We start from the raw sequence: 24,845 nt of genomic DNA on the forward strand, positions 1-24,845 counted from the left end.
TTTATGCCTTATGTAATGATGGATAAAGGTAAAGTATTCTTCCAGTTGCCTCTTGTAAAATCTGGAAAAGCTTGTGGCATTCCTTCTTCGGAGACTGACTTTTCACTCAATGGCGCAACGGCACTCCAGAAACAACCTTCGTATACATTTTGGTCTAACGGAAGGCCTTGCTGTAAACACTCAACAATACGATACATCATAATACCATCCATACCACCATGACCACTATTTTTAGCGGTTTCATTCAATCTTTTATAAAGTGGATGGTCATATTTTTCATAAACAGCTTGTAATTTTTCTCCTTGTACCCAAGAATGATGGTCGTCTGTAATATTTAAAACACCACCTTCCAGAGCCACTCTGGTAGGAAAACCAGCTAGTGCACCTTTTACGCCTTGTATTACATTTAATCGGGTATATGGTCTTGGACTTGTCTCGTCCCATTGTACTAAAACCGTTCTCCCCAATTGTGTTTTTAGGATGGAAGTATTGATGTCTCCACCCGCAAAATTTAATTGATTCCATTTATGATTTTCAGGGTAGTTTTCTTCTGCATAAGCGCTACGACCTATTGAAGGACTCGAATAACTTACTAAACTTTTAAAAGTATCTGCTCCCCTACCCAAATTCATATACTGAGCTACGGGACCCAAACCATGTGTGGGATATAAATTTCCGTTTCTATTGGCATAATGATACGTGCGCCAAGAACCAGTTCCGCGTTCTTGTTCTTCCATCTGCCAACGCAATTCGTGTATGTAAGCAGCTTCTGCATGTAACAAATCGCCTAACAGACCTTGCCTAACCATGTTTAGGAACAACAATTCGTCCCGGCCATAGTTAACGTTTTCCATCATCATACAGTGCTTTTTGGTTTGCTCGCTGGTATCCACAATGTTCCACATTTCTTCTAGGGAAACGGCAATAGGCACCTCAACAAAAGCATGTGCACCTTGCTTCATAGCTTCTATTGCCATAGGGGCATGATTGGCCCAATTGGTAGCAATAAAAACCACATCTGGTTTTACTTCTTGCAACATGCTTTTCCATCTGTCTTCCTCACCCCAATATAATTTGCAAGTTTTAGTGTTTTCCTCACCAACAACTTCACTTAACCAACCCAATTTTTCATTTACCAAATCTTCATACAAATCGCTAATAGCAACTACCTCTGTATTGGGCAAGCCGGCAAAGAACTTTAAATGTGTTCCACCTCTAGCCCCAACGCCAATAAATGCTGCACGTACGGTATCTAATTTAGGTGCAGCATAATCTCCCATATATTTGGAAGATAAAGCCCGTGTGCTTTGTGCATTAATAGGATTATTTAGAAAAGAAGAAACCCCAACGGCTGCAGAGGCCATTGAGGTTTTTTGAATAAATTTTCTACGATTTATATTTTTCATGCCTTTAAATGTTCTTTAAAAAATTGCATTGTTCTGCCCCATGCCAATTCAGCGGCAGCCTCATTGTACCTTGGTGTTGAAGTATTATGAAAACCATGATTTACATCTGGGTATACAAAAGCTTCGTATTGTTTGTTATGTTTTTTCAATGCTTCTTCATAGGCTGGCCAACCCGCATTTACACGTTCGTCTAAACCAGCAAACTGAAGTAGTAAAGGCGCATTAATTTTGTCTATATCGTCTTTAGGTTGCCCACCATAAAATGGAACAGCAGCAGCTAACTCTGAAACTTTTACGGCCATCATGTTCGAAATCCATCCACCAAAACAAAAGCCGACCACACCTATTTTACCAGAGCAATCTTCATGGTTTTTAAGATAGTCAAAAGCTGCGATAAAGTCTTCGAGCATTTCATTTCTATCTCGTTTTCTTTGCATGGCGCGGCCTTCATCGTCATTACCAGGGTAACCGCCTAACGGACTTAAGGCATCAGGAGCTAAGGTTATAAAACCTTCTAATGCTGCTCTGCGAGCCGTGTCTTCAATATACGGATTAAGGCCCCTATTTTCATGCACCACCACAATACCCGCTAATTTTCCTTTAAACTCTTTTGGTTTGGATAACAAACCTTTTATCTCACCACCACCTTTGGGAGAAGTATAAGATATCATTTTTGAGTCTAAATCAGGATTATTAGGGTTAACTACAAAAGTATCTTTGTAATTAGGCATCATAAAACTCATTAAAGAAGCCACTGTAATACCACCAACAGCATAGGTGGAAAGCTTTTCTATAAATTCTCTACGCTGCAATTTGTTATGCGCATAATCGTCATAGAGGTCAAATACCTCTTGCTTAACGTCTTCTTTTTTTAATTTTTTCATGATGTAGTTTTTTAATCAGCTGATTTATAAATAAACTCAATGATACGCTCTGCATTTATAAAACCTGTACCATGGGTGGCATCCCATTCTTTAGAGAGATTCATTTGTTGTGTTTCTTCCAACGAGTTACCAGCCTCTCTAGCTTTTTTAACTCGTTTTCTTAGTTCGACTAAGACATTTTTATAATCTTCTAAATCGGTAATATTAGAAATACTACCGTGACCAGGAATAATTATGGTGTTTTCATCTAGCATTCCTAGCGCCATGGTAACATTTGAAATTAAACCGTCTATATCTCCACCGCTACTGATATCTATATAAGGATATCTACCCGCAAAAAAATTATCACCCATATGTATAACATTTGCTTCTGGTAAATAGTAATAGGTATCACCTTTAGTATGTGCCGGATTTACATGCATAGCCAATAAACGCTTATCATCTCCTAAATACAGGGTCATTTTATCATTAAAAGTTATTACAGGGTAGGCAGCTTCAGATGTTTTTTCATCTGCCTCTAATAATTCCCTCACATTTTCATGTGCAATGATTGTTGCGCCGTTATTGGCCAAATTCTCATTACCACCGGTATGGTCACCATGATGATGCGTATTTAAAACAAAGTTGATAGGCTTGTCTGTCAAGGTTTTTACATGGTCAACAATTTTAGAAGTTAACGGACTAAATTGGTCGTCAATTAGGTAAGCAGCATCTTCGCCAATTAGTAAACCAATATTGCCTCCTGCGCCGAACAGAACGTAGATATTATCAGTAAGTTTTTCTGAAGTTATTTCAACTTTGCTGAAATCTCGTTGAGCGAACACCATTGAACACGCACTCAACATTAAAGGAAATAGTAATCTTTTCATTTTAAATTTTTCTTCTTAAAGATAACGATTCCTTATACAAGCAAGCTGTGCCTAAGAAATCATTTTATTCATAAAACGTTCCTTAAAAGCACGACCTATAGGAACTACTATTTTGTTTTGCATAAAAACCTGATTTCCAGATATACGGTCAATCTTACTAGTGTTTATAATGTAAGATTTGTGTAATTGTAAAAATATATTCTGGTCTAGTACATCTAACCAATGCTTCAACGATTCATTAGAAAGCACTTTTTTATCCGTCAAATGAATTTCAGTGTAATCAGAATCAGAATTAATAGCAATTACATCATCTATTAGCACCTTTATATACTCATGACCAGACTTTATAAATAACTCTTGAGCTACCATTTTTGATGCAGTTAGAGTAGAATCTTCTGTAAGATTATTAGCTCTTGGAACTTTATTAATTGCTTGTAAAAAACGTTGAAAAGAAAATGGTTTGAGCAAGTAATCTACCACGTTTAAATCATAGCCTTCTAAGGCATATTCAGAAAATGCTGTTGTTAAAATAACATGGGGCGGATTATGAAGACTTTTTAAAAATTCAATGCCTGTTATTTTAGGCAAATGAATATCTAGAAACATTAAGTCAGTTGGATTATTTTTTAAAAATTCCATTGCGTCAACTCCGTTAGAAAACACTCCAATTTGCTCTAGATGCGACACTTCTTCAACAAACTTTTTTAAAATTCGCTGAGCCGGTGGTTGGTCTTCAACAATTATGCACTTTATTTTACTCATGCGCGTTCTAAGTCTAAACTCAAGTTAACTTCAAAAGTGTTGCCTTTTTCATCAATCTTTAATTGATATTTTTTAGCGTACAACAATTCCAATCTTTTTTTAACATTGGTCAACCCAATGCCCTTAGCAACTGTTTCTAACCCTTGGGTTTTTTCGTAATTATTCTTACAACTAAAATTCAAAGTAGACCCATTCATGTCTAGATTAATATCAATTTTAATATCGGAAGACTGACCAGATTGACTATGTTTAAAAGCGTTTTCAATAAATACCACCAAAATTAAAGGTGCTATTTTATAACCAGAATTTATTGAATTTACCTTAAAATTTACAACGCCTCTTTCTTCAATCTGCATTTTATACAATCTAATAAAGTTACCCAATTGCTCTAATTCTTTATCCAGAGGCACAAATTCTTCTTTACACTCATAAAGCATATATCTTAAAACTCCACTTAATTCAAGTATTATTTCAGGAGTTTTGGTTGAACCTTCGAGAGCATAAGAATATAGATTATTGAGATTGTTAAATAAAAAATGTGGGTTAACTTGAGACCTTAAAAACTGTAATTCACTTTCTTGAATACTACTTTTTAAATCTTCTATTTGGCGTTGTCTGCCTAACGCATCCCAAGCAAATTTTCCACTTGCAAGAATGGTCATAATTGGCAATACACCAATTAATGAAATAAAAATACCAGGGAATGTTCCTGACCTTTTTGTATCTGGATAAAATATTTGTTCGAGTACAAACTCTTCTAACAAAATTAATGCTGAGATAACCCCAATTAAACCTACGAAAAACTGCCAATATTTTTTCTTGTAAAGAAAATTGGGCATAAAAAAATAAGTAATTGTTAGTGTGCCCAAAGCATACATAACAAAGAAAACTACCCTATCTAAACTATATGTTTCGGTTTGCCAGTTATAACCAAAGAATAACAATATTACTAGGTGTAAAAGTATTTGAAACAGTACCTCTTTTTTGGTTATCACAGTAACGTAATTTTAACGAAATCAAATCTATAGATTAATTTATTCTATTAAAAAACCTATCTAGCCAACGACAGAGATAATATGGTAAACAACATTAAAAATCGTCTGGTTTCTAAGTTGTTGATTAAGGTGCTAAGTTTGTTGTTTGCAGAATATTTTTTTCTCTACAACGCATTCTATTAATATTTGAGTTTTAGGTATAAAGACAAAAAATTATTTTTACCCAACGTAGTTACAATTCAAACGAAATAAAAAAATAAACAATAAATAAAATGAGTAGAAAATCTGAAAACACTTTTAGAGAATTTCACCGCTATCTAGGGTTTTTCCTAGCAGGAATAATGGCAGTTTACGCAATTAGCGGAATAGTATTAACATATAGAAATACAGACTTTCTGAAGAAAGAATTTCAAGTAACCAAAAACATAGCATCAGGTCTAACAGCAGACAACTTGGGTAGTGCTCTGAACATGCGCTTTTTTAAAGTTGATAAAACTGAAGGTGAAATTATTTATTTTGGTAATGGCACCTACAATAGCCTAACTGGTGAGGTTAACTATATAGAAAAAAGACAACCTTGGTTAATAGAAAAAATGAATAAATTACATAAAATGCATCAGGGCAACCCCTTGTTTTGGTTAGGGGTATTTTTTGGAGTTGCATTATTGTTTTTTTCGGTATCTGCTTTTTTTATGTTTAGGCCAAGCGCCCCAATTTTTAAAAAAGGGCTGTATTTTGCCGTTGCAGGTTTTTTACTTACTATAGTACTTATACTGGTATAAAAATCAACTAACTAAACTGAATAAAATGAAAAATTTAACTGCAATTTTTGCCTTAATTACACTAGCGTTTTGTCTTCACTCCTGTGGTCCAAAATGGAGTGAAATAGAAGAAGAAGGATTCAATTTAATTGTAAATCATGGCGGAGCAACCTTGGGTTATTCTCCAGAATCTGGGGTACAGATTTTAACAGTAGACCGTATGGGTTTTAAAGACCTCAACCAAAACGGTACCCTAGACCCATATGAAGATTGGCGTTTATCCGCCGATGAAAGAGCTAAAGATTTAGCATCAAAAATGAGTGTTGAGCAAATTGCAGGTTTAATGTTGTACAGTGCTCACCAATCAATACCATCTGGCGGCAGAAGAGCTTCTACCTACAATAATAAGCCCTATGAAGAAAGTGGAGCCCTACCTAGTGATTTATCTGATGACCAAAAGAAATTTTTAACAGATGATAACCTACGTCATGTTTTAATAACTAGGGTTGAAAGTCCGGTAGTTGCTGCAAAATGGAATAACAATGCTCAAGCATTTGTAGAAGGTTTAGGCATGGGAATTCCCGTAAATACAAGTTCTGATCCCAGACATGGAAGTGACTCAAATGCAGAGTATAATGAAGGATCTGGAGGAAGCATTTCAATGTGGCCAACTACTTTAGGATTAGCAGCAACTTTTAATCCAGATTTAATGCTGCAATTTGGTGAAATTGCTTCAAAAGAATATCGTGCATTGGGTATAGCCACAGCGCTGTCACCACAAATTGATTTAGCAACTGAACCTAGATGGAGTCGTTTTTCTGGAACCATGGGTGAAGACCCTTATTTAGCAACTGATTTAGCTCGTGCTTATGTTGACGGTTTTCAATCTACAGAAGGTAAAGGTTGGGGGTACCAAAGTGTTAATGCTATGGTTAAACACTGGCCTGGCGGAGGACCAGAAGAAGGAGGACGAGATGGTCATTTTGGTTATGGCGCTTACGCGGTATATCCTGGTAAAAATATGGCAGACCATACAAAACCTTTTACAGAAGGCGCTTTTAAATTAAACGGAGATACAAAATCTGCTTCAGCAGTAATGCCCTACTATACCATATCTACAGGGCATGGAGAAGCTGTTGCCAATGGTTATAATCACTACTTAATAACAGAAGTATTACGCGGAGAATATGGTTATGATGGGGTCTTGTGTACCGATTGGGGAATTACCAGAGACGTTTCTTCTATTGGAAAGTTCGAAGGAAAACCTTGGGGTGTTGAAGAATTAACCGAAGCTGAAAGACATTTTAAAGCTATTGAAGCGGGTATGGACCAATTTGGTGGAAATAATGATATGAAGCCAGTTTTAGAAGCCTACAAAATTGGAGTTAATGAACATGGTGAAGAAAAAATGCGTTCTCGTTTTGAAACATCTGCTGTTCGCTTACTTAAAAACATTTTTAGAACCGGTTTGTTCGATAATGCTTATCTAAATATTGCTAAAACAGAAGAACTAGTTGGTAATCCTGATTTCATGAAAATTGGTTTTAATGCACAGCTAAGTTCAATAGTTATGCTCAAAAACAAAAATAAAACACTTCCGGTAACAGAAAAGAAAAAGGTCTTTGTACCAGAACGCTATATTGCACCAAGTGTAAATTGGTGGGGTATGGTTACACCAGAAAAAGTAGAACCCGCTTTCAACTTAGATATGGTTGCAAAGTATTTTGAAATAGTAAAAAATGCCTCAGAAGCAGATTTTGCCCTAGTTGGTATTGAAAGTCCTGACGGCGGTACAGGATATAACGAAAATGACTTAGAAAAAGGTGGTAACGGTTATGTACCAATAAGTTTACAATATGATACCTATACTGCAAATAATGCTCGTGAAACTAGTTTAGCTGGGGGTAGCCCATTAGAAGATTTCACAAATAGAACGTATAAGGGTAAAACGGTTACAGCCAGAAATACCCGCGATATGGATTTGGTTAATGATACAAAACAACTAATGGGTAACAAGCCTGTTGTAGTAATAGTTAACGTTAAAAAACCAATGGTTTTTAGTGAAATAGAACCCAATTCAGATGCCGTTTTAATACACATGGGAGTGCAAGATCAAGCCTTATTAGAAATTATTTCTGGAAAAACTGAACCATCAGCACTTCTTCCTTTTCAAATGCCTGCAGATATGAAGACGGTAGAACTTCAATTTGAAGATGTTCCCAGAGATATGGAACCGTATGTAGATTCTGAAAACAATACTTATGACTTTGCATTTGGACTTAATTGGAAAGGAAAAATTGAAGATGATAGAACTGCTAAATATGGTAAGAAACAATGATAAACTCTAAGAGCCCAGTAGTTGAAAACTATACCAATTTGTAATATTCAATTAAATAAAAAAACCTAACAAAATGAAAACTAAACTATATTTCGCTTGCGTACTGTGGGTAACATTCCTCTCGGTAGCAGCACAAGACAACTACACTTTGGTAGTTGAAGGCTTTGATTGGGGACCAGCAACTAGTAAGGTTATTTTACATTTAAATGACACTACTTCGGTTGCCAATGCAGCTAATTTTGATATTAAGGTTAACAGAACATCTGATTGTTTACCTGCAGATTCGCCTAGAGCTAAAGGAAGTTTAGATGTGGTTACTGCTTATGTTTCTGATGCAAAAGGAAATAGAGTAAAAAATGGAAAAAACATTACACTTCATGTAGGTGTTGGTCCTCATATTCAAATAGGCTCACCCATTCTGTTCTTCTTTACTGAAGGATGCCGAGGTAACCAATGGACCAACTATCAACTTACTATAACAGATTCAAGTAACAGTACAGTTTGGAACAACGAAAGTAATAGGATAATTCCGTTAGTTGATGAATTTGATTTATCAGGAAAATACAGTGCAGATGGTGTTAGTTTAACATATGCTTCTTTTACGCCAAAAATGGGGAAAGATAAAAAGCCTTTAATCATTTGGTTACATGGAGGCGGTGAAGGTGGTACTGACCCAAGTATTGTTTTATTAGCGAATCGTGCAACAAATTATGCTTCAGAGCAGATACAGCAAATATTTGGTGGAGCTTACGTGCTAACTCCACAAACACCTACACGTTGGATGCACGGTGTAAGCGGAGAAACCACAAGAGGAGATGAACCAGATATTTATAGCGGTGCGTTAATGGAATTAATTAAAGATTTTGTGGCAAAACATCCAGATATAGATACTAACCGAATTTATGTTGGAGGTTGTTCTAATGGTGGTTATATGACCCAAGAGTTGTTACTCAATAATCCCGATTATTTTGCGGCAGCCTACCCTTCTGCCCTAGCATTTTTTGCTGAGTTTTTGTCAGAAGACGATATAAAAACCCTGGCTAATCAATCTATTTGGTATATGCATTCTAAAGACGACCCAATTACAAAAGCAGATATCACGGTAATACCTACCTACGACTTACTTATGGAAGCTGGTGCTAAAGATGTTCACCTATCACTTTATGACCATGTTACTGATTTATATGGAGTATACGGTGGAAACGACTACCACTTAAATGGACATTTCTCATGGGTTTACAGCCATAGAAATCATGCTCAAAAGAAAATAGATGGCAAAACCATCACCGTAATGGAATGGATGGCAAGTAAAAGCAAATAAAACACTACAAACATCTAGAAAAAGGCAATGCGGTTATGCATTGCCTTTTTTGTTTTAAATCTTTAAAAGGCTTGTGTATTCGTTATTTCTTAATTTCTAAAGATTAACGACTAATTAATTAGGTAACTTTGGCCGCCTTTAGCATTCTCTAAATAATCTCCATTGAAAAAAGCGGTTCTTTTTATGCTTATTAGCACACTTTCCTTCACGGGAATGAATCTTATGATTAAAGAATTAGAAACCATTCCAGCTTTTCAAATTGTCTTTTTTAGAGCCATTGGCACATTTATATTAGCCTCATTATTTATTGCCTCAAAAGGCATTGGATTTCTAGGCAATAATCGTAAACTACTTATACTTAGAGCGCTTGTAGGAGTAACTTCTATGACTTTATTTTTTATGTCTTTAAAAGAATTAGAAGCAGGTACGGCAGTTTCTATACGATATATTGCCCCAGTTTTTGCGTCGATAATGGCAGTGTACTTTTTAAAAGAAAAATTAAGACCTCTTCAATTGGTTTTATTTGGATTGGCATTTACTGGCGTAATGATTATAAAAGGTTTTGACCCAAACATTAATTTAAAAGGACTTATTCTAGCCCTTACCGCAGCCTTTTTTACTGGCTTTGTATACATTTTTATTCGAAAAATAGGTAAAGGAGACCATTACATGGTCATTGTGAATTATTTTATGTTTTTTTCCTTAATTACCGGTGGCTTATTATCGATTTCTGTTTGGGTTAATCCAACACCAACACAATGGATAATGCTTTTAAGCTTAGGTGTTTTTGGGTATTTTGGGCAGGTGTATATGACACAAGCATTTCAACTTGCTAAAACCAATGTAGTAGCACCTTTAAAATATATGGAGGTGGTATTCACCATACTAATTAGTGTTACTTGGCTAGGGGCTAAATATACCTTATTAAGTCTTGTTGGAGTGTCTTTAATAATTGGCGCACTAATTTTAAACACGGTTATCAAAAAAGCCGAGTAAAACAAAAAACCGTTGATGGCTTACCAACGGTTTTTTTTAAATGACGTAAGTTTATAATTAACCTAAACTTGCTAAACTCTTCTCCAAAGTTTCGATTTTAGCCTCTGCATCTGCGGCCTTTTTGCGTTCAACCTCTACCACTTTAGGCGGTGCATTATTCACAAAACGCTCATTACTCAATTTCTTTTGAACAGATTGTAAAAATCCACGCGTATACTCTAATTCTTGGTTAATCTTATCTTTCTCAGCTTCAACGTCTATAGCTCCTGCTATTGGGATAAAGTACTCTGTACTTTTTACTCTAAAACTTAGGGCGCCATCAACATTTTCATTGGTAGTTTCAATTTCTGAAAGGTTACCTAACTTCTTTACAATAGCATCCATATGCGCTACAGTAGTACCTCCGCTTAATTCTAGTAAACGAATTTCTTCTTTAAAAGAAATATTTTTTTCTTTTCTAATAGTACGTACACCAGAAATAACTTCAGCAGCAAAGGCAAACTCTTCAATAAGTTTTGTATTAACCGATTGTTTTTTTGGCCAATCAGCAACACAGAGCGCATTAGCAGGTTCTCTTTCTACCATGTGTTGCCAAACCTCTTCTGTTAAGAATGGCATAAATGGATGCAGTAATTTTAAATTCTGTTCAAATAACCTAATAACTGCATCTAGCGTATGCTTGTCAATAGGTTGTTGGTAGGCAGGCTTTACAATTTCTAAAAGCCAAGAACAGAAATCATCCCAAACCAATTTATAAATAGCCATTAAGGCATCTGAAATTCTGTATTTACTAAAATGGTCTTCGACTTCAGCCAAGACTTGATTAAACCTTGCAGTATACCAATCAATTCCAATTTTTGCAGACTGCCGTTGTTCTATATTAGCTACTTCCCAACCTTTAACTAATCTGAACGCATTCCAGATTTTATTTGCAAAATTTGAACCTTGCTGACAAAGAGCTTCATCAAAAAGTAAATCGTTACCAGCTGCTGAACTCAATAGCAAACCAACCCGAACCCCATCAGCACCAAAATTTTCAATTAATTTTAAAGCATCAGGTGAATTACCCAAAGATTTAGACATTTTTCTACGCTGTTTATCACGTACCAAACCTGTTAAATACACATTTTCATAGGGTCTTTCATCTCTGAACTCATATCCCGCTACAATCATTCTAGCAACCCAGAAAAAGAGAATGTCTGGCCCAGTAACCAAATCGTTAGTTGGGTAGTAATAATTAATCTCTTCATTGTCTGGTTCAAGTATACCACCAAAAACACTAATTGGCCATAACCAAGAAGAAAACCAAGTATCTAGCACATCTGGGTCTTGGCGTAAATCTTCTTTTTTGATGTCTTTATTTTTCTGTTGTGCAAGTTGCAAAGCCTCTTCTTTAGATGCTGCAACCACATAATCATCTTGCCCATCACCAAAATAATAGGCTGGTATTTGCTGGCCCCACCATAATTGACGAGAAATGTTCCAGTCTCTTATATTCTCCATCCAATGGCGGTAGGTGTTTTTAAATTTATCTGGAAATAGCTTTACTTCACCCGTTTCCATTACAGCTTTTAAAGCGGGTTTAGAAAGGTTTTCCATTTTTAAAAACCATTGGTCAGACAACCTTGGTTCAATTACTGCCTTTGTTCTTTCAGATGTTCCAACCTTATTGGTATGTTGCTCTGTTTTAACTAGAACACCTTTTTCTTTTAGCTCCTTTGCAATTGCTTTACGAACAACAAATCTGTCTTGACCCTCATAATGCAAACCGTAAGAATTTAAAGTGGCATCTTCATTGAAAATATCAATGATTTCTAAATTATGTTTTTCCCCGAGGTTCTTATCATTCTCGTCATGAGCTGGGGTTACCTTTAAACACCCAGTACCAAATTCTAAATCTACATAGTCATCTTCAATAATAGGTATTACCCTATTACAAAGTGGTACAATAGCTTTTTTACCTCTTAAATGTTTATAACGTTCATCACTCGGGTTAATACAGATAGCGGTATCACCTAAAATTGTTTCTGGCCTAGTAGTCGCAATTGTTACTTTCTCATCTGACCCTTCAATTTGATATTCTAAATAATAGAGTAATCCTTGTTTTTCTTCATAGATTACCTCTTCATCAGAAAGTGTAGTTTTAGCTTCAGGGTCCCAATTTACCATACGGTAACCTCTGTAAATTAGCCCTTTGTTATATAAATCCACAAATACCTTAATTACTGAGGCTGACATATCGTCATCCATTGTGAATTTAGTGCGAGACCAATCACAAGAAGCTCCAAGCTTGCGCAATTGCTTAAGAATTACACCACCGTATTCATTGGTCCAATCCCAAGCGTGCTTTAAAAACTCTTCTCGAGTTAAATCTGATTTTGATATTCCTTGTTCTTTAAGTCTAGCAACCACTTTTGCTTCGGTAGCAATAGAGGCGTGGTCCATACCTGGAACCCAACATGCATTTTTGCCTTCTAAACGTGCTTTTCTAATTAATACATCTTGTATAGTATTATTCAACATATGCCCCATATGCAGTACTCCAGTAACATTTGGTGGCGGAATAACTATGGTATATGGCTCTCTTTCATCTGGTTTTGATGTAAAAAAATTATTTTCTTCCCAGTATTGATACCAGCGGTCTTCAACTTTCTGGGCTTCGTATTTAGATGGAATCTCCATTAATGGTATGATTTTTGAAATTGATAAGGCGAATTGATGCTTTTACCCTTAAGGGTGTTAAATTATCACCATTTGGCAAAGGAAATCAATTCTTTTAAATACGAAACAAAAATAAGTAACGTTAAAACAAGACAAAACAATTTTGGAAGTATCGAGAGTTCTTCTAATTTTGAATCACCCTAAAACTAATAAAATGAAGAAAGTAGCATTAGTATTATTTATTGGACTTTTTACTTTAGCGGTTAGCGCACAAGAGAAAGTTGCCAAAATTGAATTTAAGTCAGAGACTATTGACTATGGCGAAATTGAAAAAGGAAGCAACGGTGTGCGTGTTTTTGAATTTACTAACACTGGCGAAGCTCCTTTAGTAATTAGCAATGTAAAATCTAGCTGTGGTTGTACTATACCTAAAAAACCAGAAGCGCCAATTGCTCCAGGTGAAACAGGTGAGATTGAAGTTAAATATGACACTAAAAGAGTGGGTCCTATTAGAAAAACCGTAACTGTTACTTCTAATGCTGATACGCCTACTAAAATTTTAAAAATTAAAGGAACCGTTATGGCTGCTGAAACTGCAGTTAACGAATAAAAGCTTTTCTAAATAATTTATAAAGATTAAAACCTCGGCTAATTAGTCGGGGTTTTTTGTTTCAAACAAGTCTTTTAAAGTAAAACTAAACACAAAATCTCTATTGTAGCGCTCTATTAAAAGGCGTACACGTTTACCTTTTTTCTTATTTATCATTTGCAAAACTTCTTGCAATTTGTAGTTATGAATACGTTTACCATTTACAGCTAGTACCACATCACCTTCTTTTAAGCCAGCCTCATCTGCGGGACTACCGGCTCTAATTGCAGAAACTACAATCTCTGGCACTAAGCTCAATTTGGTTCTGTTGAGAAGCGAAATTTGAACATTACCAAAACTATCGCCGTTTTTACTTTTTACAAAACCATTAGTATCAGCAAGTTTTTCAGCGATATAACGCATACCATCATGCTGTAGTTCTATACCCGAGTGGTTATACTGAAAAGGGTCATTAAAGTTGGAGTTTTTTCTGAGTGTTATTTGTTGTTTACGATAGTCAAAAATGATATTAAATCGTTTTAAAACCTCACCCCCAACACTACCATTACGATCACCAATATTTTGTATTAAACTATAACCTTCTTGATATGGAAAAGCGGTTTTAGCATCAAATATTAAAAAACTTCCTAGTTTAAAATCTTTAAGCTTAGTGCGCTTACCATAGATGTCACCGCTAAGACCTTTTCCTAGATAATCTTCATAATTTAATTCAGGAACAATAAGACCTCTTTCTAAGTTTTTAAATAACCATAATGCATCACTACTTCCGGTATCTACCAAAAGTTTTACGGGAATCTCATCAGCAGTTTCAGTTGAAATGGTACCTGCAACATAGGCCTTCTTTTCAAGAATTGACAAAGGCAGTGTTTCTGACTTTTTACTATTCTCATAAATATATTGGTTTGGATTATGAAGCTTTAGAAAGCGTTTACTATAATTCACCTCAACCACAAAACTTTTGAACACATCATAACCTATAATACCATGAACGGTAACCCCTAAAGAAGTAGAAAAATTCAACCCTTTATCTAACAGTACATAAATACTTTGATTTAAATTGGTTGCCGACCCAATTCTAAATCTATTGCCAACAGATTTTAAGGCTTTAACTGGTTCACCATCTCCTAAACCTCTTAAAGTAATTTCAGAAACATTATTAATTTGAAGTGAATCTTGGTCTGTTAAATTAAAAAGAATAGGACTACTAACCCCTGAATCTAATACAAATTTCAATTTTGCTCCATTAATCTCTACTGGAACTATTATTAAGTTATTCAATAATTCAAACCGAACTTTTTCTACAGGTATTGTTGGTAGTAAAACAAAATCTTGGGCAATTGTTTTCACAAATACCGTTAGACTTAAAACCAACAGATATGTAGATTTTCTAAACTTCATAATTACCCGTAAACAGCTGATATTGTTTAAGATACTAAATTTTCAAAAAACACCATTTAAATTTAACATTGCTAGATTTAAAATTTTGTATTGCTGAAGCACTTCACTTTTACGATTTTTGCAAAAACATATTGCAATGCCTAAAATATCTGTAAAAGGTAAAAACATGCCCTCTTCACCAATTCGAAAATTGGTTCCTTATGCTGAAGCAGCTAAAAAAAGAGGAATAGAGGTACTTCATTTAAATATTGGTCAGCCAGATATCAAAACTCCCAAAATTGCTATGGAGGCTGTAAAAAATGCAAATATTGAAGTTCTTGCCTATAGCCAAACTGATGGTTCTGAGGCCTACAGAACTAAAATAGCTACGTATTACAAAACAAGAGGAATACATGTTAATGCCACAGAAATTATAGTAACCACTGGGGGTTCAGAAGCCCTTTCAATTACCCTTGGAAGTATTCTTGATAATAATGATGAAATTATTATTCCGGAACCTTTTTATGCCAATTACAATGGCTTTGCAACAGCAAACGGTGTAACAGTAAAGCCGATAATTTCTAAGATTGAAAATAACTTTGCTTTGCCACCTATACCCGAATTTGAAAAGTTAGTAAATGAGAAAACTAAAGCAATTTTAATTTGTAATCCTGGCAATCCAACAGGTTACTTATATACTAAAGAAGAAATTGAACAACTAGCAGCACTAGTTAAAAAACACGACTTATTTTTAATTGCTGATGAAGTTTACCGAGAGTTTGCATACGACGGTAAAGAACACCACTCTATTCTTGAAATTGAAGGTTTAGAAGAAAATGCTATTGTAGTAGACTCTGTATCTAAAAGATATAGCATGTGTGGTGCAAGAATTGGCTGTATAGTTTCAAAGAACAAAGAAGTAATGCAAACTGCCATAAAATTTGCTCAAGCAAGACTATCTCCCCCTACACTAGCTCAAATTGCAAGTGAAGCTGCTCTAGATACTCCAAACAGTTATTTTGAAGAGGTGATAAGTGAATATGTAGCAAGGCGAAATTTTCTTGTGAGCGAATTACAAAAGATAGAAGGGGTTAAAGTTGCCAACCCAAGTGGTGCATTCTACTGTATTGCCGAGTTACCAATAACTGATGCAGACAAATTTGCACAATGGTTATTAGAAGACTTTAATGTTGACGGACAAACTGTAATGGTAGCGCCGGCAGCTGGTTTTTATGCCACTGAAGGTTTAGGTAAAAATCAAATACGTATTGCTTATGTGTTAGAAATAAGTAAACTTAAAATTGCAGTTGCTATTTTAGCTAAAGCACTCAAAGCATATACTCATTGAATATTCAACAAAACGTTTCTTTAAAAAGCTACAATACCTTTGGTATTGGGGTTAATGCTTCACACTTTTTAAAAGTTGAAACAGTATTACAACTCCAAAAGGCATTGCAACTTAGTGTTTATCCTGAAAAATTTGTATTGAGTGGAGGTAGCAATATGCTCCTTACCAAAGACATTTCTGCATTGGTACTGCAAATTGCTATAAAAGGTATTAGCATAGAAAAAGAAACCAATGAATTTGTGCACATCAAAGCAATGGCTGGTGAAAATTGGCACAACTTTGTGCTTTGGACACTTGAACAAGGATACGGAGGAATTGAAAACTTATCTCTAATTCCAGGTTGTGTAGGCACCTCTCCCATTCAAAATATTGGCGCTTATGGCGTAGAGTTAAAAGATGTATTTGTTGCTTGTGAAGCTATGCATAGAGAAACTTTAGAGCTAGTTGAGTTTTCTAAAGAAGAGTGCAATTTTGGTTATCGTGATTCTATTTTTAAAAATAAAGTCAAGAATAAATACATTATCACCTCAGTTACCTTTCAACTCACTAAAACAAATCATATTACCAGAACAGATTATGGTGCTATCGAAAACCAACTAATGAAGATGGGTATTCATAACCCAACAATAAATGATATTTCAGAAGCGGTTATTGCAATTAGACAAGAAAAGTTACCAGACCCCGCTATCATTGGAAACAGTGGTAGTTTTTTTAAGAATCCGGTAATCACCAAGAAAAAATTCGATGCTTTTATTAAGAAATTTCCAAAAGCTCCCTTCTATGAGGTTTCAGAAAATGAATTTAAAATTCCTGCAGGTTGGTTAATTGAACAAGCTGGATTCAAAGGAAAACGATTCGGAGACGCGGGAGTACATACTAAACAAGCTTTAGTTTTAGTTAATTATGCTAATGCAACAGGTAACGAAATATTAGATTTATCAGAAAAAATTAAAACCGAGGTAAAGGCAAGATTTAATATAAAGCTAGAAACAGAGGTGAATATAATAAGATAACCCCCGCCTTAAAGTGTAAGTACAGGGGTTATACCAAACCAAACTAACCAAATCTTAATATTGTGATGCGATTACTAGTATTAAATCGCAATTTTTATCTTAGCAACAATCTATATACGCGTAAAAAATGACTTTGGATTTTTCAAACCATTTTTTTTGTAGAACGCTAACCTAATATGAGCACACTTTTAGAAAAACATATAGTTGAATTACTTGCAGAACGAGATGAAAAAGCTATCTCGTTATTGTATGATAACTACGCAGATACGCTGTTCGGGGTAGCCTATAAAGTCGTTAAAGACCAAGAACTTGCACAAGATGTGGTTCAAGAAAGTTTTGTAAAAATTTGGAAAAAGTCTGACACCTATGATGCTTCAAAGGCCAAACTTTTTACTTGGTTATTTAGAATAACCAGAAACACTGCTATAGATAAGTTAAGAAGTATTAGCACAAAAACAGAAAAAGAAATCCAAATTGATTTTTCAGACGTATATGGTATAGGAGAGCGAACGATTACTCCTGAGCATATAGACATCAAGGAAAACCTTGATAAAATTGAAGAAAAGTACAGAGTGGTACTTGAGGCTCTCTTTTTTGAGGGTATGACACAGCAAGAAGCTAGTGATGAATTAAATATTCCGTTAGGAACTATTAAGTCAAGATTAAAAATAGGATTGCGCGAAATGCGCAAAATATATGGCAATACAGTAGCTATAGGGCTACTCTTAAACATGTTGTTATGAAAGAAAAAATACAATTATTCTTAGATAGTGATGTTCTAGAAAGATATCTTCTCGGAGATACCACTTTAGAAGAATCATTACAAGTTGAACGATACATTACCATGTATCCAGAGGTTAGAGAAACCTACAATGAACTTCAAGAGAATCTGGAGTCCTATGCTAAAATGCATGCCTTAAAAGCTCCAGAAAATTTAAAAGAGATTATTTTACATAAAATAAGGCAAGAAAAAAGAAGAGGAAACAAATTTTACAAATGGGCCATTGCGGCTAGTGTAGTAGCTATTTTTTCTTTAGCTATAACGTATTTCTTCTACAATCAAAACCAGAGTTTACAACAAGAAAATTCTTTAGTAAGCAACCAGATTAAAAATTTGGAGATGGATATGAAAGTACAATTAGAAGACCTGCGTAACCAATACATTGTTCTTAACAATCCTAATACACGTAGGTTCAATGTAAATGGTACAGATAGAGCTAAAGAGTTGAAAGCAGTTGCTTATGTAAATCCTGTAAAAAAGCTGTCATATATAAACGTTAGAAACCTACCACAATTACCAGAAGACCAATGTTATCAAATGTGGGCTGAGGTAAATGGCGAATTGGTAAATCTTGGTATTATAAAAGATTTTAAAAATCCAGAGCAAATGTTTGCTTTACCCTATGCAGACCAGGCAATTAGTTATATCACTATAGAGCCAGAAGGAGGCAACATTACACCATCTGTAGATAATATCGTAGCTAACATTAAGTATTAATTAAGTAATTAAATTTTCACTTTACGTATCTTTGCAAAAAGATTTTGTAACATGAAATTGGTACTCTTAACGGTTGGTATTTTAGCACTTGCTTTTGCCGGTATTGCTATAAAAATCTGGTCAAAAAAAGATGGAGAATTTGCAGGTACTTGTGCTAGCCAAAGTCCATTTTTAAATCAAGAGGGCGAAGCTTGTGGCTTCTGCGGAAAATTACCCGAAGAACAAGAATGCAGAAAAGACGCCGTAGCCTAACTACTTAAACCCCCACCTTGAAGGTTAGTTCTAAAAATTTAGAAGAAACTATTGAAAGCGCTAAAAGTGGAAATCAAATAGCGTTTAGTAATCTTCTTGACACCTATTGGAATGATATTTTCAGATTTCAAATTTCTCGCATGAAGCAAGAGGCAGATGCTGAGGATATTACCATACAAACCTTCTCAAAAGCGTTCGACAATATAAATAGTTATGACAGCCAGTACGATTTTAAAAACTGGTTATTAACTATCTCAAAAAATTTACATGTTGACCTCATAAGAAAACAACGAAAAAACATTCTAAATGAGCAACAAGGTGGCGAAGCTAACGCGGCAATTAAAGTGCTAGATGAAACACCTTCAATTGAAGATTCATTAATTACAGAACAAAATTTAGCGTCTTTATTAGCCGATATTAAAAAGCTAAAACCCACATACCAAAAGGTTATAAATCTCAGGTATTTTAATGAAATGAGCTACAACCAAATAGCCACAGAATTAGACGAACCTTTAAATAATGTAAAGGTAAAACTGTTACGTGCTAAAAAGTTGTTAGCAGAAATAATTAAAGCTAAAACAAATCGGTAAAGTTCCATTTTACCATTTTGTATATTTGAATAAAGAATTGTTATGGCGGTAGATGTTTTAGAAAAATCTGGACCGGTTACCAAAAAACCAAAATGGATTAGAGTTAAATTACCTACAGGTAAAAAATACACTCAATTACGTGGTTTAGTTGACAAATATGATTTACACACTATTTGCACCTCTGGTAGTTGTCCAAATATGGGAGAATGTTGGGGAGAAGGTACTGCAACGTTTATGATTTTAGGTAACATTTGTACACGTTCTTGTGGGTTTTGCGGTGTTAAAACTGGTAGACCAGAAAGTGTTGACTGGGCAGAACCAGAAAAAGTAGCACGTTCTATAAAAATTATGGGGATAAAACATGCCGTTTTAACCTCAGTTGACCGTGATGATTTAAAAGATATGGGTTCCATTATCTGGGCAGAAACCGTAAATGCGGTGAGAAGAATGAATCCGCAAACTACTTTAGAAACCTTAATACCTGATTTTCAAGGAATTGAAAGACATCTAGATAGAATTTTGGAAGTGGCTCCAGAGGTGATTTCTCATAACATGGAAACTGTAAAAAGACTTACTAGAGAAGTGAGAATTCAGGCCAAATATGAAAGAAGTTTAGGTGTTTTAGAATACCTAAAACATAACGGTGCCAATAGAACCAAGTCTGGTATCATGTTAGGTTTGGGTGAGACAGAAACAGAGGTTATAGAAACTCTAGAAGATTTGCGTACTGCTAAGGTAGATGTAGTTACCATTGGTCAATATTTACAGCCTTCAAAAAAGCATTTACCTGTTAAGCAATTTATAACCCCTGACCAATTTAAGAAGTACGAAGAAATTGGTTTAGAAATGGGCTTTAGACATGTAGAAAGTGGTGCTTTAGTTAGGTCTTCTTACAAAGCTCACAAACACATTAATTAATACATGTCTCAAGACACTATTAGAATTGGAATTAATGGGTTTGGACGCATTGGAAGAACCTTGTTTCGACTTTTAGCCAATCACCCTACCATTAAAATCGTTGCAATTAATGATTTAGCAGATGCTAAAACACTTTGCCATTTAGCTAAATATGATAGTATTCACGGTAGATTCAACCAAGAATTAAGGGTAGAAAATGGTAATCTCCTTTTTGATGACAGAATAATTTCAGTTCTAACTCATAATCATCCAGAAGCTATTGATTGGTCAGCACATCATGTTGATTATGTAATTGAGGCTACGGGTAAGTTTAAAACAAAAGCAGTACTTCAACATCATTTAACAAATGGTGCTAAAAAAGTTATTCTTTCAGCACCCCCCGTAGATGACAGCATAAAAATGATTGTTTTGGGTGTTAACCATCAATTACTCGCTAAAACAGATAACATTATTTCAGTAGCCTCTTGCACCACAAACAATGCTGCTCCCATGATTAAAGTAATCAACGAACTTTGCGGGGTAAAACAGGCATACATTACAACAGTACATTCATATACCACAGACCAAAGCCTACATGACGCTCCACATCGCGATTTGAGAAGAGCTCGGGCAGCTGGTCAATCTATAATTCCGACCACAACCGGAGCAGCTAAAGCTTTAACAAAAATATTTCCAGAATTATCTAATGTTATTGGCGGATGTGGTATTAGAGTTCCTGTACCAAATGGTTCTTTAACAGATATAACATTTAATGTTGCCCAAAAAACTTCAATAGCCGAAATAAATGCTAGATTTAAAGAAGTTTCTCAAGGCGAATTAAAAAATGTACTTTTATATTGCAACGAACCAATAGTATCAATAGACATAAACAATAGTACGCATTCTTGTACGTTTGATTCATTGATGACTTCTGTCATTGATAATATGGTTAAAATTATAGGATGGTATGATAATGAAACCGGTTACTGTTCTAGGATTATTGATTGTATTTTGCTTTTGGAATAAATAAACATGTGTGATTAAAATTCATACACATACTATTCTTTTGAAAAGAATTATAAGATACCTACCAATAGTACTCATCCCCTTTTTTGCATTGGGGCAAGATTCTATTGTTTCTAACAAAAGCGTTAGCTATCATCATAAAAGAGCAACTCTTTATATGCATAAGGATGATTTGGCAAATGCTACCCAAGAACTAAATACGGCATCTAAAATAGCTGAAGCTAATGAAGATTTAAAAGGTTTGTTAGATACGTATAACCGTTTTGCATTACTTCATTTAGAATTAGAAGATAAACCTACAGCATTATTCTATAGAGACCGAGCTGGTATTTTTTTAAAGGGAATTGAATACCCTTCTGGTGAAGCCCTTAATAAATATATAAATGCTAGGTTAATGTTAGAAGAGAATAAACCTTTTCAGGCATTAGAGTTGTTAGATGAAGCTTTAAAATTATCTAATGATAAAAATCTGCTTAACAATATTCAGCTCACTAGAGCTAACATTTATTTAAATCTAGATAGGTTTGAAGATGCAGAACAACAGTACAACGCCTTACTGGTAAATTCAGATGATTTAGAACAAAGTTATTTAGCAACAAAGGCAAATTTAGGTTTAGCTGAACTTAATTATGAACAAGACGAAATAGAAAAAAGCACTAACTACGCAGAAGCAGCTTTAAAAATTAGCACTAAACATAACTATCAAAGATTAATAAGTAAATCTAATGCCTTTTTACAAGCAACCTATGAGCAATTAGGTGAATATGATAAGGCATTAGAAAAGCTGAAAGGCTTAATGCAATTAAAAGATTCAGTTTTTACAATTGAAAAGCTGAGAGAACAAACCAGAACAGCTGACCAAATTACTATTGGACAATTAAGAAATATCAATTCTAAGCTTCAAAGTGAAAATGAAGAACTGTTACAATCAGAGAATCGTGCAGAAGTAACCGCAATTTTGTCACTTGCCTTCTTAACTATAATCTCTTTATTAGCGGTATCACTATTTAGAAATAATCAGATAAAACTTAAAACAAACGATTTACTTCAAACAAAAAATAGTGAATTAGAAAAAGCAAGAGATGACGCTATTGAAGCTATGCAGGCAAAATCTAATTTCTTGTCGACCGTAACACATGAGCTCAGGACACCATTATATGCCGTAACTGGTTTAACACATATACTTTTAGAAGAAAACCCATCTGACCACCAAAAAGAGCATTTAAAATCGCTTAAGTTTTCAGGTGATTACTTGTTAAATTTCATTAACGATATTCTTCAAATTAATAAGATAGATGCAGATAAACTAGAAACGCTTAGTGTTGAGTTCAAACTTAAAAAAGTACTTTCAGAAGTTATTGAATCTTTACAACAACGCGCCAATGAAAATGATACTCGAGTTGTTTTAGAGTTTGATAATAAGATTCCGAATAGCCTACTTGGTGACCCTATGAAGCTGTCTCAAATATTCATGAATTTAGTAGGCAATGCCTTAAAATTTACTAGTGATGGGCAAGTAACGGTTATTGCTAAACTACTAGAAAGAGGAGAAGACAAGGCAAAAATTCATTTTGCGGTTAAAGACAATGGCATTGGTATTTCAGAAGAGCAGCAAAAAAAGATATTCGATAGTTTTGAGCAGGGCTCCATTCAGATTAATAGAGAATACGGCGGCACTGGATTAGGGCTTACTATTGTAAAAAGTCTACTTGGCCTATTTAATAGTAAAATTAATTTAGAAAGTAAAGAAAACGAGGGTAGTAAGTTTTTCTTTGATATTGAATTTAAATGTGAAGAACCGGCAATTGCAGATATTCCATTTGAATTAGACCCAGAAGAGTTTGATTTTGAGGGCAACCATATTCTTATAGTTGAAGACAACAAAATCAACCAAGTCATCACTAAAAAGATGTTGACTAAAAAAGAAATGACAGCCGACATTGCTAATAACGGCCAAGAAGCAGTGGATATGGCCAAACAAAATAGATACGATTGTATTCTGATGGATATTCACATGCCCATTATGGGTGGTGTTGAGGCCATGACAGAAATTAGAAAATTCAACAGTACTATTCCAATAATTGCTTTAACAGCAGTATCAATGGAAGATAGCGTAGAAGAATTTTTAAGTGTTGGCGCTAATGATGTGGTAACCAAACCGTTTAAGCCTGAAGTTTTTTACCATACTATTGGAGAAAACATTCTAAAAACTAGAATGCAGAGTCAGTCTTAAAAGTATCTAATAACAAGGAAACTAAGTTTGGTTCCTGGTTTATAAAGTGATGCTCAACACCCAAGTAATACGCATTTGGCAATTTAGAATCTAATCGAACAAAATCTTTTTCAGTAGTTATTACTACATCAAAATTCGCCAATTTATTGAGCTCAGCCATTGTAAAAAAATGATGGTCGGCATATTTAAAATGCCTAAAATGCAAATCGTTGTTGTGTAAAAATTCTACCAGTGGTTTTGGGTTAGCAATACCGGTTAACAAAGCCAACTTTTTATCTTTAATTGCTGAGAACGTTAAGTCAGTTTCTACACCTTTAAGCACCTCGGCATACTTTAGGGTACTAAACACTACTTTTTGTGATGCTTTTGGCTTAATTTTTTCGATGTATTGAGTTTGTTGAGTTTGAGATAAGTCTGCAGGACATTTGGTTACTACAATAACATTTGCTCGTTTCTTTTGATTTTTATCATCACGTAGATTTCCCATTGGGAGGTAAAAATCTGAGAAAAAAGGTTGTTCAAATGTTGTTAAAAGAATAGAATAATGGGGATTAACTTTACGGTGTTGAAAAGCGTCATCCAATAAAATAAAATTAGCAGTTGTTTTTTTCTGAATTTCAGAAATACCGTTACTTCTATCCGCATCAACAGCTACAATTAGCTCTTTATGTTTTTTGAATAATTGAAAAGGCTCATCGCCTAAATCTAAAACCGATGTTTTTTCACCAGCTAGAATAAACCCTGAAGATTTTCGCTTGTATCCCCGACTTAAAACTGCAATGGTAAAATGTGCTTTTAAATGCGTAATTAGAAAGTCGGTCATAGGGGTTTTACCAGTACCGCCGACACTCAAATTACCAATACAGATAGTTGGTGTTGAAAACGTATTCGACTTCAAAAAGTTGATATCGTACAAGTAATTTCTAATCTTAACTATACCACCATAAAGAAGTGCGAAAGGAAAAGTAAGTAGTCTTAACCATTGCATTGAGCGAAATTATAATATTT

22 protein-coding genes are annotated in these 24,845 nt (G+C 34.7%); 14 read left to right on the forward strand and 8 right to left on the reverse strand.

Going from position 1 to position 24,845, the window contains the following annotated elements; genetic code table 11:
* Positions 1 to 8: 8 nt before the first annotated feature.
* The 5 genes from H5V42_RS13835 to H5V42_RS13855 are packed head-to-tail and all read right to left on the reverse strand — an operon-like array spanning position 9 to position 4,916.
* Positions 9 to 1,406 carry a Gfo/Idh/MocA family protein gene (locus H5V42_RS13835; protein ID WP_185783771.1) on the reverse strand — a complete coding sequence of 466 codons (1,398 nt, stop codon included), beginning with the start codon at positions 1,404 to 1,406 and terminating at the stop codon, positions 9 to 11.
* Positions 1,403 to 2,290 carry a dienelactone hydrolase family protein gene (locus H5V42_RS13840; protein ID WP_185783772.1) on the reverse strand — a complete coding sequence of 296 codons (888 nt, stop codon included), beginning with the start codon at positions 2,288 to 2,290 and terminating at the stop codon, positions 1,403 to 1,405. The genes H5V42_RS13835 and H5V42_RS13840 overlap by 4 nt, the downstream gene beginning before the upstream one ends.
* Before the next feature lie 11 nt (positions 2,291 to 2,301).
* Positions 2,302 to 3,159, reverse strand: coding sequence for an MBL fold metallo-hydrolase (locus tag H5V42_RS13845; RefSeq protein ID WP_185783773.1), 858 nt, complete (start codon positions 3,157 to 3,159; stop codon positions 2,302 to 2,304).
* Positions 3,160 to 3,210: 51 nt separating this feature from the next.
* Positions 3,211 to 3,921 carry a LytR/AlgR family response regulator transcription factor gene (locus tag H5V42_RS13850; protein ID WP_185783774.1) on the reverse strand — a complete coding sequence of 237 codons (711 nt, stop codon included), beginning with the start codon at positions 3,919 to 3,921 and terminating at the stop codon, positions 3,211 to 3,213.
* Positions 3,918 to 4,916 (reverse strand): sensor histidine kinase, encoded by a 999-nt coding sequence (locus H5V42_RS13855; protein ID WP_185783775.1) that lies wholly within the window; start codon positions 4,914 to 4,916, stop codon positions 3,918 to 3,920. Before H5V42_RS13855 ends, H5V42_RS13850 begins: the two co-directional genes overlap by 4 nt.
* A gap of 272 nt (positions 4,917 to 5,188) precedes the next feature.
* On the opposite strand from H5V42_RS13855, the gene H5V42_RS13860 reads away from it, so the two are divergent.
* The 4 genes from H5V42_RS13860 to H5V42_RS13875 all read left to right on the forward strand — a co-directional run bounded on the left by H5V42_RS13860 (position 5,189) and on the right by H5V42_RS13875 (position 10,332).
* Entirely contained in the window at positions 5,189 to 5,698 is a 510-nt protein-coding gene (locus tag H5V42_RS13860; protein WP_185783776.1) for a PepSY-associated TM helix domain-containing protein, read from the forward strand.
* A 25-nt stretch (positions 5,699 to 5,723) separates the two neighbouring features.
* Positions 5,724 to 8,015 (forward strand): glycoside hydrolase family 3 protein, encoded by a 2,292-nt coding sequence (locus H5V42_RS13865; RefSeq protein WP_185783777.1) that lies wholly within the window; start codon positions 5,724 to 5,726, stop codon positions 8,013 to 8,015.
* Positions 8,016 to 8,088: 73 nt separating this feature from the next.
* On the forward strand, positions 8,089 to 9,336 hold the full coding sequence (locus H5V42_RS13870) for a prolyl oligopeptidase family serine peptidase (RefSeq protein WP_185783778.1): 1,248 nt from the start codon (positions 8,089 to 8,091) through the stop codon (positions 9,334 to 9,336).
* A 162-nt stretch (positions 9,337 to 9,498) separates the two neighbouring features.
* On the forward strand, positions 9,499 to 10,332 hold the full coding sequence (locus H5V42_RS13875; RefSeq protein WP_262889935.1) for a DMT family transporter: 834 nt from the start codon (positions 9,499 to 9,501) through the stop codon (positions 10,330 to 10,332).
* 57 nt (positions 10,333 to 10,389) lie between these two features.
* On the opposite strand, the gene H5V42_RS13880 is transcribed toward H5V42_RS13875, so the two are convergent.
* Positions 10,390 to 13,014, reverse strand: coding sequence for a valine--tRNA ligase (locus tag H5V42_RS13880; protein WP_185783779.1), 2,625 nt, complete (start codon positions 13,012 to 13,014; stop codon positions 10,390 to 10,392).
* A 193-nt stretch (positions 13,015 to 13,207) separates the two neighbouring features.
* Here H5V42_RS13880 and H5V42_RS13885 point away from each other — a divergent pair, with 193 nt between their 5' ends.
* Positions 13,208 to 13,603, forward strand: a complete 396-nt coding sequence (locus H5V42_RS13885) for a DUF1573 domain-containing protein (protein ID WP_185783780.1) — start codon at positions 13,208 to 13,210, stop codon at positions 13,601 to 13,603.
* A gap of 42 nt (positions 13,604 to 13,645) precedes the next feature.
* Here the strand turns inward: H5V42_RS13885 and H5V42_RS13890 are convergent, their stop codons facing one another.
* Positions 13,646 to 15,001: an aspartyl protease family protein gene (locus tag H5V42_RS13890; RefSeq protein ID WP_185783781.1), complete on the reverse strand. Its 1,356-nt coding sequence runs from the start codon at positions 14,999 to 15,001 to the stop codon at positions 13,646 to 13,648.
* Positions 15,002 to 15,137: 136 nt separating this feature from the next.
* On the opposite strand from H5V42_RS13890, the gene H5V42_RS13895 reads away from it, so the two are divergent.
* From H5V42_RS13895 to H5V42_RS13935, 9 genes are all read left to right on the forward strand, one after another.
* A complete protein-coding gene (locus H5V42_RS13895) occupies positions 15,138 to 16,328 on the forward strand; it encodes a pyridoxal phosphate-dependent aminotransferase (RefSeq protein ID WP_185783782.1) in 1,191 nt (396 codons plus the stop codon).
* Entirely contained in the window at positions 16,325 to 17,341 is a 1,017-nt protein-coding gene (gene murB / locus H5V42_RS13900) for a UDP-N-acetylmuramate dehydrogenase (protein WP_185783783.1), read from the forward strand. The genes H5V42_RS13895 and murB overlap by 4 nt, the downstream gene beginning before the upstream one ends.
* Positions 17,342 to 17,517: 176 nt before the next feature.
* Positions 17,518 to 18,084 carry an RNA polymerase sigma factor gene (locus tag H5V42_RS13905; protein WP_185783784.1) on the forward strand — a complete coding sequence of 189 codons (567 nt, stop codon included), beginning with the start codon at positions 17,518 to 17,520 and terminating at the stop codon, positions 18,082 to 18,084.
* Complete coding sequence (locus H5V42_RS13910) at positions 18,081 to 18,839, forward strand: anti-sigma factor (protein WP_185783785.1); 759 nt, start codon at positions 18,081 to 18,083, stop codon at positions 18,837 to 18,839. The genes H5V42_RS13905 and H5V42_RS13910 overlap by 4 nt, the downstream gene beginning before the upstream one ends.
* Positions 18,840 to 18,890: 51 nt before the next feature.
* Positions 18,891 to 19,091 carry a membrane or secreted protein gene (locus tag H5V42_RS13915; RefSeq protein ID WP_185783786.1) on the forward strand — a complete coding sequence of 67 codons (201 nt, stop codon included), beginning with the start codon at positions 18,891 to 18,893 and terminating at the stop codon, positions 19,089 to 19,091.
* Between the two features lie 17 nt (positions 19,092 to 19,108).
* Complete coding sequence (locus tag H5V42_RS13920) at positions 19,109 to 19,681, forward strand: RNA polymerase sigma factor (RefSeq protein WP_185783787.1); 573 nt, start codon at positions 19,109 to 19,111, stop codon at positions 19,679 to 19,681.
* 42 nt (positions 19,682 to 19,723) lie between these two features.
* A complete protein-coding gene (lipA, locus tag H5V42_RS13925) occupies positions 19,724 to 20,599 on the forward strand; it encodes a lipoyl synthase (protein WP_185783788.1) in 876 nt (291 codons plus the stop codon).
* Positions 20,600 to 20,602: 3 nt separating this feature from the next.
* A complete protein-coding gene (gene gap, locus H5V42_RS13930; protein WP_185783789.1) occupies positions 20,603 to 21,604 on the forward strand; it encodes a type I glyceraldehyde-3-phosphate dehydrogenase in 1,002 nt (333 codons plus the stop codon).
* 40 nt (positions 21,605 to 21,644) lie between these two features.
* Complete coding sequence (locus tag H5V42_RS13935; RefSeq protein WP_229665686.1) at positions 21,645 to 23,837, forward strand: hybrid sensor histidine kinase/response regulator; 2,193 nt, start codon at positions 21,645 to 21,647, stop codon at positions 23,835 to 23,837.
* Here the strand turns inward: H5V42_RS13935 and lpxK are convergent.
* A complete protein-coding gene (lpxK, locus tag H5V42_RS13940) occupies positions 23,815 to 24,825 on the reverse strand; it encodes a tetraacyldisaccharide 4'-kinase (RefSeq protein WP_185783790.1) in 1,011 nt (336 codons plus the stop codon). The two genes, H5V42_RS13935 and lpxK, sit on opposite strands and share 23 nt — an antisense overlap.
* Between the last annotated feature and the right edge of the window lie 20 nt (positions 24,826 to 24,845).

Source organism: Croceivirga lutea, assembly GCF_014235875.1.
Classification (GTDB): domain Bacteria; phylum Bacteroidota; class Bacteroidia; order Flavobacteriales; family Flavobacteriaceae; genus Croceivirga; species Croceivirga lutea.